The organism is Pseudomonas sp. KUIN-1, from assembly GCF_009176725.1.
Classification (GTDB): Bacteria; Pseudomonadota; Gammaproteobacteria; order Pseudomonadales; family Pseudomonadaceae; genus Aquipseudomonas; species Aquipseudomonas fragariae.
Genome location: NZ_AP020337.1, coordinates 6,014,821 through 6,028,589, shown reverse-complemented (window position 1 = coordinate 6,028,589; position 13,769 = coordinate 6,014,821). Strand labels below are relative to the sequence as shown.

The 13,769-nt window shown below is 56.7% G+C and carries 15 protein-coding genes; all 15 read left to right on the top strand.

Annotated elements, in window-relative coordinates; genetic code table 11:
• Nucleotides 1-511: 511 nt before the first annotated feature.
• The 15 genes from rpmH to atpA all read left to right on the top strand — a co-directional run bounded on the left by rpmH (nt 512) and on the right by atpA (nt 13,726).
• Nucleotides 512-646 carry a 50S ribosomal protein L34 gene (gene rpmH, locus KUIN1_RS27430; RefSeq protein ID WP_002551315.1) on the top strand — a complete coding sequence of 45 codons (135 nt, stop codon included), beginning with the start codon at nt 512-514 and terminating at the stop codon, nt 644-646.
• A 16-nt stretch (nt 647-662) separates the two neighbouring features.
• Nucleotides 663-1,064, top strand: a complete 402-nt coding sequence (gene rnpA, locus KUIN1_RS27425; RefSeq protein ID WP_002551314.1) for a ribonuclease P protein component — start codon at nt 663-665, stop codon at nt 1,062-1,064.
• On the top strand, nt 1,057-1,302 hold the full coding sequence (yidD, locus tag KUIN1_RS27420; RefSeq protein WP_002551313.1) for a membrane protein insertion efficiency factor YidD: 246 nt from the start codon (nt 1,057-1,059) through the stop codon (nt 1,300-1,302). Before rnpA ends, yidD begins: the two co-directional genes overlap by 8 nt.
• Before the next feature lie 2 nt (nt 1,303-1,304).
• A complete protein-coding gene (yidC, locus tag KUIN1_RS27415) occupies nt 1,305-2,996 on the top strand; it encodes a membrane protein insertase YidC (protein WP_003401421.1) in 1,692 nt (563 codons plus the stop codon).
• Nucleotides 2,997-3,074: 78 nt separating this feature from the next.
• The gene (gene mnmE, locus KUIN1_RS27410) at nt 3,075-4,445 is read left to right on the top strand and encodes a tRNA uridine-5-carboxymethylaminomethyl(34) synthesis GTPase MnmE (protein WP_011269445.1); all 1,371 of its coding nucleotides are present in this window, start codon (nt 3,075-3,077) and stop codon (nt 4,443-4,445) included.
• A 576-nt stretch (nt 4,446-5,021) separates the two neighbouring features.
• Complete coding sequence (gene mnmG, locus KUIN1_RS27405; protein WP_024639355.1) at nt 5,022-6,914, top strand: tRNA uridine-5-carboxymethylaminomethyl(34) synthesis enzyme MnmG; 1,893 nt, start codon at nt 5,022-5,024, stop codon at nt 6,912-6,914.
• On the top strand, nt 6,911-7,555 hold the full coding sequence (gene rsmG / locus KUIN1_RS27400; RefSeq protein WP_003367844.1) for a 16S rRNA (guanine(527)-N(7))-methyltransferase RsmG: 645 nt from the start codon (nt 6,911-6,913) through the stop codon (nt 7,553-7,555). The genes mnmG and rsmG overlap by 4 nt, the downstream gene beginning before the upstream one ends.
• 18 nt (nt 7,556-7,573) lie before the next feature.
• Nucleotides 7,574-8,365, top strand: a complete 792-nt coding sequence (locus tag KUIN1_RS27395) for a ParA family protein (RefSeq protein ID WP_002555991.1) — start codon at nt 7,574-7,576, stop codon at nt 8,363-8,365.
• 9 nt (nt 8,366-8,374) lie between these two features.
• A complete protein-coding gene (locus KUIN1_RS27390; RefSeq protein ID WP_003315951.1) occupies nt 8,375-9,247 on the top strand; it encodes a ParB/RepB/Spo0J family partition protein in 873 nt (290 codons plus the stop codon).
• A 146-nt stretch (nt 9,248-9,393) separates the two neighbouring features.
• Nucleotides 9,394-9,801: a F0F1 ATP synthase subunit I gene (locus KUIN1_RS27385; RefSeq protein WP_002555989.1), complete on the top strand. Its 408-nt coding sequence runs from the start codon at nt 9,394-9,396 to the stop codon at nt 9,799-9,801.
• A 16-nt stretch (nt 9,802-9,817) separates the two neighbouring features.
• Nucleotides 9,818-10,687 carry a F0F1 ATP synthase subunit A gene (gene atpB, locus KUIN1_RS27380; RefSeq protein ID WP_003315954.1) on the top strand — a complete coding sequence of 290 codons (870 nt, stop codon included), beginning with the start codon at nt 9,818-9,820 and terminating at the stop codon, nt 10,685-10,687.
• A 138-nt stretch (nt 10,688-10,825) separates the two neighbouring features.
• Entirely contained in the window at nt 10,826-11,083 is a 258-nt protein-coding gene (gene atpE / locus KUIN1_RS27375; protein ID WP_002555987.1) for a F0F1 ATP synthase subunit C, read from the top strand.
• A gap of 57 nt (nt 11,084-11,140) precedes the next feature.
• Nucleotides 11,141-11,611 carry a F0F1 ATP synthase subunit B gene (locus KUIN1_RS27370; protein ID WP_003401414.1) on the top strand — a complete coding sequence of 157 codons (471 nt, stop codon included), beginning with the start codon at nt 11,141-11,143 and terminating at the stop codon, nt 11,609-11,611.
• A 12-nt stretch (nt 11,612-11,623) separates the two neighbouring features.
• The gene (locus KUIN1_RS27365; RefSeq protein WP_003315956.1) at nt 11,624-12,160 is read left to right on the top strand and encodes a F0F1 ATP synthase subunit delta; all 537 of its coding nucleotides are present in this window, start codon (nt 11,624-11,626) and stop codon (nt 12,158-12,160) included.
• A gap of 21 nt (nt 12,161-12,181) precedes the next feature.
• Nucleotides 12,182-13,726: a F0F1 ATP synthase subunit alpha gene (atpA, locus tag KUIN1_RS27360; RefSeq protein WP_002555984.1), complete on the top strand. Its 1,545-nt coding sequence runs from the start codon at nt 12,182-12,184 to the stop codon at nt 13,724-13,726.
• Nucleotides 13,727-13,769: the final 43 nt, after the last annotated feature.

Sequence of the window (13,769 nt, the reverse complement as noted above, 5' to 3'; positions counted from 1 at the left end):
CATGTAGGTTGCTCACAGACAGCTATAAATCAACGATTTATGCCTGAAGCACACGACAAACGGTCGATGCCTAAGCTCTGTGGATAACCCGTCTTCAGCCCATTGCATAAGTCAGGCTTGAACTCTGTGCATAACTCGCCTGTGGATAAAACAGCGTTCCATGCACAGCTTTTCCGAGGGTCCGGCACAGGCAGGGCACCGTTTCTCGACAACCTTTCTAACCTCTGTACACATTGAATAACAAGGGCTGTGAGAGGTTATCCACAGAAAAGCGCTGCCTAAGAGTTATAAGCTTTATAAAGAAGCTTTAAATACTCTCTTCTTTTTATTTCTATAACAGGATCGGGTCAGCCTAGCGGTGAACGAGAGGAAGAGGACGTTCAGCTATAAAAAGACGCCCATGAAGAAAAGCTGGTTGGAAATTGACCTGCGGGCCCGCTTTCTCTAGAATCCCCGGTCTCTTAAAACGGGGGCCATTCCGGCCCGTAGTGGACGAACCAGGTAACACGCCATGAAACGTACTTTCCAACCCAGCACTATCAAGCGCGCCCGCACCCACGGTTTCCGTGCACGCATGGCCACCAAAAACGGCCGCGCAGTTCTTTCGCGTCGTCGTGCCAAAGGCCGTAAGCGTCTGGCAGTTTGATAAATCGGCACAGGAGGTGAGTCGAGACTTCAGTCGGGAAAAGCGTTTGCTCACTCCCCGGCATTTCAAGGCAGTCTTTGACTCCCCTACCGGCAAGGTTCCGGGGAAAAATCTCCTGCTCCTTGCGCGCAACAACGACCTTGATCATCCCCGCCTGGGGCTTGTGATAGGTAAAAAGAGCGTGAAGCTTTCCGTCGAGCGCAATCGTTTGAAACGCCTGATGCGCGAATCATTTCGCCAACACCAAGACAGTTTGGTCGGTTGGGATATCGTTATCGTCGCGCGTAAAGGCTTGGGTGACGTAGAAAACCCTGAACTGATTCAGCATTTCGGCAAGCTCTGGAAACGTCTGGCGCGTAGCCGACCCATTCCGGAAGAAAAATCCGAACCTGCAGGGGTAGACAGTCCAGATGCGTAAACTGGCACTCGTTCCGATCCAGTTTTATCGCTATGCCATTAGCCCGCTGATGGCCAGTCACTGTCGTTTCTACCCCAGTTGCTCCTGCTACGCGTATGAAGCCATCGAGAATCATGGCCTTTTGCGCGGTGGCTGGCTGTCAATTCGTCGTCTTGGTCGCTGTCACCCATGGAATCCCGGTGGTTATGACCCGGTTCCAGCTGTCCCCACCTCCCGTTCTTCTTCGATGGCCGAGTAATCATGGATATTAAACGCACGATCCTGATCGTCGCCCTGGCAATCGTGACCTACGTCGGGGTTCTGAAATGGAACCAAGACTATGGCCAGGCTGCCATGCCGACCCAGAATGTTGCAGCCAGCACCACCGCACCGGGTATTCCGGATACGGCCGCTGGTACTAATGGTTCTGCAAGTGCCGATGTTCCAAGCGCAAACGCTACTGCCAATACGGCTGCAGCACCTCTTGAAACTCCGGCCGTAGCCAGCAAAGACCTTATCCACGTCAAGACCGATGTGCTCGATCTGGCGATCGATCCGGTGGGTGGCGACGTCGTTCAACTTCGTTTGCCTCTGTACCCGCGTCGTCAGGATCGTCCTGACGTTCCGTTCCAGTTGTTCGACAACGGTGGCGAGCGTACTTTTCTGGCACAAAGTGGCCTGACCGGGACCAATGGTCCTGATGCTCGCGCTGCCGGTCGTCCGGTTTACACCTCCACACAAAAGACTTATCAACTGGCTGACGGCCAGGACACGATGGTCGTGGATCTGAAATTCTCGGAAAACGGTGTCAATTACATCAAGCGCTTCACGTTCAAGCGCGGTCTGTACGATCTGGTCATGACTTACGTTGTGGATAACCAGAGCGCACAACCCTGGTCCGGCAATCTGTTCGCGCAATTGAAGCGCGATGCCAGCTCCGATCCTTCTTCGACGACTGCTACCGGCACTGCTACCTATCTGGGCGCTGCCCTGTGGACTGCGGCCGAGCCGTACAAGAAAGTGTCGATGAAAGATATCGATAAGGGCCAGGTCAAGGAAACTGTCCAGGGCGGCTGGGTTGCATGGTTGCAGCACTACTTCGTGACTGCGTGGATTCCGGATCACAACGCAACCAACGCCGTTCAGACCCGCAAAGACAGCCAGGGCAACTACATCATCGGCTTCACCAGTCCGACTCTGTCGGTTGCACCTGGTGCACAAGGTGAAACCAGTGCCACCCTGTATGCAGGTCCGAAAAGCCAGGCGGTACTCAAAGAGTTATCCCCAGGCCTGGAGCTGACTGTCGATTATGGTTTCCTGTGGTTCATTGCCCAGCCTATCTTCTGGCTGCTGCAACATATCCACGCCATTCTCGGTAACTGGGGCTGGTCGATCATTGTTCTGACCATGCTGATCAAAGGCCTGTTCTTCCCGCTCTCCGCAGCCAGCTACAAGTCGATGGCACGTATGCGCGCCGTGGCTCCGAAGCTTGCATTGCTGAAAGAGCAGCATGGCGATGATCGTCAGAAGATGTCCCAGGCAATGATGGAGCTGTACAAGAAAGAGAAGATCAACCCGCTGGGTGGATGCTTGCCGATTCTTGTGCAGATGCCGGTTTTCCTTTCGCTGTACTGGGTACTCCTGGAAAGCGTGGAAATGCGTCAGGCACCATGGATCCTGTGGATAACCGACCTGTCGATCAAGGACCCGTTCTTTATCCTGCCGATCATCATGGGCGCGACCATGTTCATCCAGCAGCGTCTGAACCCGACTCCGCCGGACCCGATGCAGGCCAAGGTCATGAAAATGATGCCGATCATTTTCACGTTCTTCTTCCTGTGGTTCCCTGCCGGTCTGGTTCTGTACTGGGTTGTGAACAACACCCTGTCGATCGCTCAGCAGGCTTACATCACTCGCAAGATCGAAGCGGCTACCAAGAAAGCAGCTGTCTGATCTAACCTGTGAATAAGTTCTACAAGACGCCCCCTCGTGGGGCGTTTTGCTATCCGTCATTTGTCCGGGAGCCGGAGCATGAACGTTCCTCGTGAAACCATTGCCGCCATCGCCACAGCCCAAGGGCGTGGCGGTGTGGGTATCATCCGGGTGTCAGGTCCTCTGGCGGGCAAGGCCGCCGAAGCCATTATCGGTCGGACCCTCAAGCCACGATTTGCCCACTACGGACCTTTTGTAGATGGCACCGGGCAGGTGCTCGATGAAGGTATCGCACTGTATTTTCCGGGACCCAACTCGTTCACCGGCGAGGATGTACTGGAACTTCAGGGTCATGGCGGCCCCATCGTTCTGGACATGCTGCTGCAGCGCTGCCTGCAACTGGGCAGCCGCCTGGCTCGTCCGGGAGAGTTCAGTGAGCGTGCGTTTCTCAATGACAAGCTCGATCTTGCCCAGGCGGAAGCGATTGCCGACCTGATCGAGGCGAGTTCTGCACAGGCAGCGCGCAATGCACTGCGCTCGCTGCAGGGCGCTTTCTCGCGGCGTGTGGATAACTTGACCGAGAAATTGATCAGCCTGCGTATCTACGTAGAGGCTGCAATCGACTTCCCCGAAGAGGAAATCGACTTCCTTGCCGATGGCCACGTTCTGAACATGCTCGATGACGTGCGTGCCGAGTTATCCACAGTGCTGCGTGAAGCCGGGCAGGGTGCCTTGTTACGCGACGGCATGACCGTGGTGATTGCCGGACGCCCCAATGCGGGCAAATCCAGTCTGCTGAACGCTCTGGCGGGCAGGGAGGCGGCGATTGTCACCGAGATCGCCGGCACCACCCGCGATGTACTGCGAGAACATATCCACATAGATGGAATGCCCTTGCATGTCGTCGACACCGCAGGGCTGCGGGATACTCAAGACCAGGTGGAAATGATCGGCGTGCAGCGCGCACTCAAGGCCATCGGCGAAGCTGACCGGATTCTGCTGGTGGTGGATGCGACCGCGCCGGAGGCAGCCGACCCGTTTGCACTGTGGCCCGAATTTCTCGAGCAGCGCCCGGACCCGTCGAAAGTCACGCTGATACGCAACAAGGCAGATCTGAGTGGAGACCCCATCAATCTGCAGACCAGCGTTGATGGCCACGTCACCATCAGCCTGAGCGCCAGGTCTGGTGGCGAAGGGCTTGAACTGCTGCGCGAACATCTCAAGGCCTGCATGGGCTATGAACAAACCTCGGAAAGCAGCTTCAGCGCGCGTCGACGCCACCTTGAGGCGCTGCGCCATGCCAGTGACTCGCTGGAACACGGCAGGGCTCAACTCACCCTGGCGGGCGCTGGAGAGCTGCTGGCCGAAGACTTGCGTCAGGCACAGCAAGCGCTTGGCGAGATTACCGGCGCATTCAGTTCCGACGACCTGCTTGGCAGAATCTTCTCCAGCTTCTGCATCGGCAAGTAAACCTCTTGGCATGGCCCGCCCTGGGTCATGCCTTCAAGCACCACAAAACGCCTCTTTCAGCGGCAGCGTTATCCACATACTCCGCCATTTCCTCCTTTAATTTTGCTTCGACACCTGAATCTGACGAGCAGGAATGCCCGAAGGAGGGATTTTCCGTGCCTGATTTTTGCTGAAGAGCCTTTTTTTTGTGGATTAAGCCCTGTGAATAACTGCCCTTTAGCTCGGTGGGTAAGCGGGGTGCAAACCTGAAGATAAATCCCCCTGTGGACAAGTGGCTATCTTATCAACAGGCTCAAGACGGTTATCCAACCCCCTCATCCCCACATGAACACAGACTTTTGAATCTCTGTACACATTGCAAATAAAGGCCTGTAGCAATCTATCCACAGAAAGGTGGCTCAGTAAGAATAAACATAAAAACAAGGCTTTATAAACTTTCTTTCCTTTTTATTTTCTTTATCCGCGACTTTTCCACAGCTGGTTAAATTTTGTCCAGCGGGTTTCATTCAGGTGGGGTAAGTCCCTATACTTGTCAGCTATCCCAATTTCTCATCGACAACAGGCACGAGGTGCGTGGTGGATTTCCCTTCCCGTTTTGAAGTGATCGTCATCGGTGGCGGTCATGCCGGTACCGAGGCCGCACTGGCGTCGGCACGCATGGGTGTCAAAACCCTGTTGCTGACCCACAACGTGGAAACACTCGGCCAGATGAGTTGCAACCCGGCCATCGGTGGTATCGGTAAAAGCCATCTGGTCAAGGAAATCGACGCGCTGGGCGGCGCCATGGCCATGGCTACTGACAAGGGCGGTATCCAGTTCCGCGTGCTGAACAGCCGCAAGGGGCCGGCAGTACGGGCCACGCGTGCACAGGCAGATCGCGTGCTGTACAAGGCAGCCATTCGTGAAACCCTGGAAAATCAGTCAAATCTGTGGATATTTCAGCAAGCCTGCGATGACCTGATCGTTGAACAGGATCAAGTGCGCGGCGTGGTGACCCAGATGGGTATGCGCATATTTGCCGATTCCGTGGTGTTGACCACAGGTACGTTCCTTGGCGGACTTATCCACATCGGTATGCAAAATTATTCGGGCGGTCGGGCAGGTGATCCTCCTTCGATCGCACTGGCGCAACGACTGCGTGAGCTGCCGCTGCGCGTCGGCCGCCTGAAAACCGGGACCCCGCCACGCATTGACGGGCGTTCTGTGGATTTCTCGGTGATGACCGAGCAACCAGGTGACACGCCGATCCCGGTCATGTCGTTCCTGGGCAACAAGGAACAGCATCCGCCGCAGGTCAGTTGCTGGATTACCCACACCAACGCGCGGACTCACGAGATCATTGCGTCCAACCTTGATCGCTCGCCGATGTATTCGGGCGTGATCGAAGGTATTGGTCCACGTTACTGCCCGTCGATCGAAGACAAGATCCACCGGTTTGCCGACAAGGAAAGCCACCAGGTCTTCATCGAGCCGGAAGGGTTGACCACGCACGAGCTGTACCCGAACGGTATTTCCACGTCGTTGCCATTCGACGTGCAACTGCAGATCGTCCGGTCGATTCGCGGCATGGAGAACGCACACATCGTTCGCCCTGGTTACGCCATCGAATACGACTATTTCGACCCGCGTGATCTGAAATACAGCCTGGAAACCAAGGTCATCGGCGGTCTGTTCTTCGCTGGCCAGATCAACGGCACGACCGGTTACGAAGAGGCTGGTGCCCAGGGTTTGCTGGCCGGGACGAATGCCGCGCTGCGCGCACAGGGTCGAGACAGCTGGTGCCCGCGTCGCGATGAAGCGTACATCGGCGTTCTGGTCGATGACCTGATCACGCTTGGTACGCAAGAGCCTTACCGGATGTTCACCTCCAGGGCCGAATACCGTTTGATCCTGCGCGAAGACAACGCTGACCTGCGACTTACCGAAAAGGGCCGCGAACTGGGCCTGGTCGACGACGCCCGCTGGGCTGCGTTCTGCACCAAGCGTGAAAGCATCGAGCTGGAAGAACAGCGTTTGAAAAGTACCTGGGTGCGTCCCGGTACCGAGCAGGGCGATGCGATTGCCGCACACTTCGGCACGCCACTGACCCACGAATACAATTTGCTCAACCTGCTGACCCGTCCGGAAATCGACTATGCCAGCCTGATTTCAATCACTGGCCAGGGCTGCACCGATCCCCAGGTCGCCGAGCAGGTCGAGATCAAGACAAAATACGCCGGTTACATTGATCGCCAGCAGGATGAAATTGCCCGTTTGCGCGCCAGTGAAGACACCCGCCTGCCGGAAGACATCGATTACGCCGCGATATCCGGCCTGTCGAAAGAAATCCAGAGCAAGCTGGGGATAACTCGTCCGGAAACGCTCGGACAGGCATCGCGCATCCCCGGTGTTACGCCTGCAGCAATATCGCTGTTGATGATTCATTTGAAAAAACGCGGCGCGGGCCGTCAGTTGGAGCAAAGCGCTTGAGTTCTATGGTCACCCCGCAACACGCCCAAGAGTTATCCACCGGTGCCAGGGAATTGGGGATTGACCTCAGTCCGGCCCAGCACGAGCAATTGCTGGCGTATCTGGCGTTGTTGATCAAGTGGAACAAGGCCTACAACCTGACTGCGGTACGCAACCCGGACGAAATGGTATCGAGGCATCTGCTCGACAGTCTCAGTGTGGTGCCCTTCATCGAAGGAACACGCTGGATCGACGTCGGCAGCGGCGGTGGGATGCCCGGCATTCCCATGGCCATCCTGTTTCCGGAGCGCAAAGTGGCGCTGCTGGACAGCAATGGCAAGAAAACCCGGTTTCAGACCCAGGTCAAACTTGAGCTGAAACTGGATAATCTTGAAGTTATCCACAGCCGTGCAGAAAGTTATCAGCCCGAAGTGCCTTTCGACGGGATCATCTCCCGTGCGTTCAGCAGCCTGGAAGACTTCACCGGCTGGACCCGTCACATGGGCGACGTCAATACACGCTGGCTGGCAATGAAAGGGCTGCATCCTGACGATGAGCTGGTAGCATTGCCCTCGGATTTTCACCTCGATAGCGCACACGCCTTGACCGTTCCGGGTTGCCAAGGCCAACGCCATCTGCTGATACTGCGCCGCACGGCATGACTGGGAACACAAGCAAGAATGGCTAAGGTATTCGCGATAGCGAACCAGAAAGGTGGGGTCGGCAAGACCACCACATGCATCAACCTCGCCGCATCGCTGGTCGCGACCAAGCGCCGTGTGCTGCTGATCGACCTCGATCCCCAGGGCAATGCGACCATGGGCAGCGGTGTGGATAAACACAACCTGGAAAACTCCGTCTACGACCTGTTGATCGGCGAATGCGATCTGGGCGAGGCCATGCAGTTTTCCGAGCACGGTGGTTATCAACTGCTTCCGGCCAACCGTGATCTGACGGCGGGTGAAGTGGTTCTGCTGGAAATGCAGATGAAAGAGAGTCGTCTGCGCAATGCGCTGGCGCCTATCCGCGAGAATTACGATTACATTCTCATCGATTGCCCACCTTCGCTGTCGATGCTGACTTTGAACGCACTGGTCGCGGCAGACGGCGTAATTATCCCCATGCAGTGCGAATACTTTGCACTCGAAGGTCTCAGTGACCTTGTGGATAACATCAAGCGCATCGCTGAACTGCTCAACCCGCAGCTGAAAATCGAAGGTTTGCTGCGCACCATGTATGATCCGCGGCTGAGTCTGATCAACGACGTTTCGGCGCAGCTCAAGGAACACTTCGGCGAGCAGCTGTACGACACCGTGATCCCGAGAAACATCCGTCTGGCCGAGGCTCCGAGTTTCGGCATGCCCGTGCTGGCGTATGACAAGTCGTCTCGCGGTGCGCTGGCCTATCTGGCCCTGGCAAGTGAACTGGTTCGTCGTCAACGTCGCGGCGCAAAAACCGCTCAGCCAACCTAAGGAATTCCCATGGCCGTCAAGAAACGAGGTCTCGGACGTGGGTTGGACGCACTTCTGAGCAGTCCAACCGTCAGTTCGCTGGAAGAACAGGCCGTCAAGGCCCCGCCAAGTGAGTTGCAGCATGTGCCGCTGGACCTGATCCAGCGCGGCAAGTACCAGCCGCGCCGGGACATGGACCCGCAGGCACTCGAAGAACTTGCGCAGTCGATCAAGTCGCAGGGCGTGATGCAGCCGATCGTGGTGCGTCCTATCGGTGACAACCGCTTCGAGATCATTGCGGGCGAGCGTCGCTGGCGTGCCAGCCAGCAGGCGGGAGTCGAGACGATCCCGGCGATGGTCCGCGATGTGCCGGACGAAACCGCGATTGCGATGGCGCTGATCGAGAACATCCAGCGTGAGGACCTCAACCCGATCGAAGAGGCCATGGCACTGCAGCGCCTGCAGCAGGAGTTTCAACTGACCCAGCAGCAGGTGGCCGATGCCGTCGGCAAGTCGCGAGTCAGTGTGGCCAACCTGTTACGCCTGATTGCCTTGCCGGAGGCCATCAAGACGATGCTGTCTCATGGCGACCTGGAAATGGGTCATGCTCGCGCCTTGCTCGGGCTGGGTGAAGATCGGCAGGTCGAAGGTGCGCGACACGTTGTCGCACGCGGGCTTACCGTGCGCCAGACCGAAGCACTGGTCAGGCAGTGGCTGAGCGGCAAGGCAGAGGCTGCCGAGCCGGTGAAGACCGACCCGGACATCAGCCGCCTGGAACAGCGCCTGGCCGAGCGTCTGGGCTCTGCAGTGCAGATTCGTCACGGTCAGAAGGGCAAAGGGCAATTGGTCATCCGTTACAACTCGCTGGACGAGCTTCAGGGAGTGCTCGCTCACATCCGCTGAAACAATTGCTCTGTAGCGTATAGTCGGAAATCACTACCCGACTGTTGAATAGGGGCTTAACCGCCCCTATACTCTGCGCGCATTTTGTCGGCACAAATTATGCCAAGTTATTGATTATGGCGACCGACATCAAAGGAGCAGTTGCGATGGAATCCCGCATGCCAGACCGCTTGCCGTTCTATCGCCTGGCGGTTTTCCCGCTTTTGCTGGCTCAATTGATCGTGCTGCTCATGGCCGCATTGGTGCTGTGGCAGTGGCAAGGAGTCGTTGCAGGATATTCGGGACTCTGCGGAGGCCTGATAGCCTGGCTACCCAATTTATACTTTGCTCACAAGGCATTCCGGTTTTCCGGGGCCAGAGCAGCGCAAGCCATCGTTCGGTCGTTCTACGCCGGCGAGGCAGGCAAACTGATTTTCACGGCAGTGCTTTTTGCATTGACGTTCGCAGGTGTGAAGCCTTTGGCGCCGCTGGCTGTATTCGGCGTGTTCATGTTGATCCAGGTGGTCAACTGGTTCGCTCCCCTGCTTACGAGAACAAGACTTTCGAGACCTTAGGGCGTTTGAGGCAACCATGGCAGAGCAAACAGCTTCGGGCTATATCCAGCACCACTTGCAGAACCTTACCTTCGGGCACCTGCCCAATGGCGAATGGGGCTTTGCCCACACCGCAGCGGAAGCCAAGGAAATGGGTTTCTGGGCCTTCCACGTCGATACCCTCGGCTGGTCGGTTGCGTTGGGTCTGATTTTCGTTCTGATCTTCCGCATGGCGGCCAAGAAGGCAACTTCCGGTCAGCCTGGCGCACTGCAGAACTTCGTCGAAGTGCTGGTCGAGTTCGTCGACGGCAGCGTGAAAGACAGCTTCCACGGCCGCAGCGCGGTTATCGCGCCACTGGCGTTGACCATTTTCGTCTGGGTCTTCCTGATGAACGCGGTCGACCTGGTACCGGTGGACTGGATTCCACAGCTGGCGATGATGATCTCGGGTGACTCGCACATTCCGTTCCGTGCCGTGTCGACCACTGACCCGAACGCCACGCTGGGCATGGCCCTGTCCGTGTTCGCACTGATCATTTTCTACAGCATCAAGGTCAAGGGCATCGGCGGTTTCATCGGCGAGCTGACCCTTCACCCGTTCGGCAGCAAGAACCTGTTCGTTCAGGCGCTGTTGATCCCGGTCAACTTCCTGCTGGAATTCGTGACGCTGATCGCCAAGCCGATTTCCCTGGCTCTGCGTCTGTTCGGCAACATGTATGCTGGCGAGCTGGTCTTCATCCTGATCGCCGTGATGTTCGGCAGCGGTCTGTTGTGGCTCAGCGGTCTGGGTGTAGTGCTGCAGTGGGCGTGGGCTGTGTTCCACATCCTGATCATCACCCTGCAAGCGTTCATCTTCATGATGCTGACCATCGTCTACCTGTCGATGGCTCACGAAGATAACCATTGAGATTCGTCTCAGGACGCGTCTGATGACCGTCTCGCCAGTGGCGAGGCGGTGCCCGCAAGGGCTGATGTAGAAACGATTTTGTTTTACCGCTTCAATTAAAAAAACCTAACCAATACGACGTAAAAGTCGGGAGGAAAGATGGAAACTGTAGTTGGTCTAACCGCTATCGCTGTTGCACTGTTGATCGGCCTGGGCGCACTGGGTACTGCAATCGGTTTCGGCCTGTTGGGCGGCAAGTTCCTGGAAGGCGCAGCGCGTCAGCCGGAAATGGTTCCAATGCTGCAAGTTAAAATGTTCATCGTTGCGGGCCTGCTCGACGCCGTGACCATGATCGGTGTTGGTATCGCTCTGTTCTTCACCTTTGCGAACCCCTTCGTTGGTCAACTCGCTGGCTGATCACTCGAATTTTCGAGTTGATTGGTGTGATGGACAACGAACGAGCGAGGTGTTGGCGTGAACATTAATGCAACCCTGATTGGCCAGTCCGTTGCGTTCTTCATTTTTGTGCTGTTCTGCATGAAGTTCGTGTGGCCTCCGGTCATCGCGGCTTTGCACGAACGTCAGAAGAAGATCGCGGATGGACTGGACGCTGCTTCCCGAGCAGCTCGCGACCTGGAGCTGGCCCAAGAAAAAGCGGGTCAACAACTGCGCGAAGCTAAAGCTCAAGCAGCCGAGATCATTGAGCAAGCCAAGAAACGCGGTACTCAGATTGTCGACGAAGCCCGTGAAACGGCACGCGTTGAAGCTGACCGTGTGAAGGCTCAGGCTCAGGCCGAGATCGAGCAGGAACTGAACGGTGTCAAAGACGCCTTGCGCGCCCAGTTGGGTAGCCTGGCAGTCAATGGCGCAGAGAAGATCCTGGGTGCCACAATCGATCAAAACGCGCACGCGGAGCTGGTTAACAAACTGGCTGCTGAAATTTAAGCGAGGGCGATCATGGCAGAACTGACCACGTTGGCCCGACCTTACGCGAAGGCGGCCTTCGAGCATGCGCAGGCCCACCAGCAGCTGGCCAATTGGTCAGCCATGCTCGGCCTGGCTGCTGCGGTGTCGCAAGACGACACCATGCAGCGCATGCTCAAGGCCCCGCGACTGACGAGCGCACAAAAGGCCACCACTTTTATTGAAGTGTGTGGCGAAAAGTTCGATGCCAAGGCACAGAATTTCATTCACGTCGTTGCTGAAAACGACCGCCTCCCGCTTTTGCCGGAGATCGCCGAACTGTTCGACCTGTACAAGGCCGAGCAGGAAAAATCGGTCGATGTGGATGTCACCAGTGCTTTTGCATTGAACCAAGAACAGCAAGACAAACTCGCCAAGGTTCTCAGTGCACGGCTCGGCCGGGAAGTGCGCCTGCATGCTGCGGAGGATGCCTCTCTTATAGGGGGTGTCGTCATCCGCGCCGGCGACCTGGTTATCGATGGCTCAGTTCGTGGCAAGATCGCGAAACTAGCCGAAGCATTGAAATCTTGAGTTTGAAGGGGCAGCAGAGCAATGCAGCAACTCAATCCTTCCGAAATAAGTGAAATCATCAAGGGTCGCATCGACAAGCTCGATGTAACCTCCCAAGCCCGTAACGAAGGCACAGTCGTCAGCGTGTCTGACGGTATCGTGCGGATTCATGGTCTGGCCGACGTAATGTACGGCGAAATGATCGAGTTTCCGGGCGGCGTCTACGGTATGGCGCTGAACCTTGAGCAAGACTCCGTGGGTGCCGTTGTACTGGGCGCTTACACGACTCTGGCTGAAGGCATGAGCGCCAAGTGCACTGGCCGCATCCTCGAGGTTCCGGTGGGTAAGGAACTGCTGGGTCGCGTTGTCGATGCACTGGGTAACCCAGTTGACGGCAAAGGTCCGCTGAACAACACCGAGACCGATGCGGTCGAGAAAGTTGCTCCAGGCGTGATCTGGCGTAAGTCGGTAGACCAGCCTGTACAGACTGGCTACAAGGCTGTCGATGCCATGATTCCTGTCGGCCGTGGCCAGCGTGAGCTGATCATCGGTGACCGTCAGATCGGTAAAACCGCTCTGGCCATCGACGCAATCATCAACCAGAAGAACAGCGGCATCTTCTGCGTCTACGTAGCGATCGGTCAGAAGCAATCGACCATCGCCAACGTTGTTCGCAAGCTCGAAGAAAACGGCGCACTGGCTAATACCATCGTCGTGGCTGCAAGTGCTTCCGAATCCGCTGCGCTGCAGTTCCTTGCACCGTACTCGGGTTGCACCATGGGCGAGTTCTTCCGCGACCGCGGTGAAGACGCGCTGATCGTTTATGACGATCTGTCCAAGCAAGCAGTGGCTTACCGCCAGATTTCCCTGCTGCTGCGCCGTCCACCAGGCCGTGAAGCTTACCCAGGCGACGTGTTCTATCTCCACTCCCGTCTGCTGGAGCGCGCATCGCGTGTTTCCGAAGAGTACGTAGAGAAGTTCACCAACGGCGCAGTGACCGGCAAAACCGGTTCCCTGACCGCACTGCCGATCATCGAAACCCAGGCTGGCGACGTTTCCGCGTTCGTTCCGACCAACGTGATTTCCATCACCGACGGTCAGATCTTCCTGGAATCGGCCATGTTCAACTCCGGCATCCGTCCGGCTGTGAACGCCGGTGTTTCGGTATCCCGTGTGGGTGGTGCCGCTCAGACCAAGATCATCAAGAAGCTTTCCGGTGGTATCCGTACCGCTCTGGCTCAGTACCGTGAACTGGCGGCATTCGCCCAGTTCGCTTCTGACCTGGACGAGGCGACCCGCAAGCAACTTGAGCATGGTCAGCGCGTTACCGAGCTGATGAAGCAGAAGCAATACGCACCAATGTCGATCGCTGACATGGCGCTGTCGCTGTATGCCGCTGAGCGTGGGTTCCTGACTGACGTCGAAATCGCCAAGATCGGCAGCTTTGAACAAGCGCTGATTGCTTACTTCAACCGCGATCACGCCGATTTGATGGCGAAGATCAACGTGAAGGGTGACTTCAATGACGAAATCGATTCTGGCATGAAAGCCGGCATCGAGAAGTTCAAGGCCACCCAAACCTGGTAAGCCGCAGCGGGGGCCGCAAGGCTCCCGCTTGCTAACCTGATAG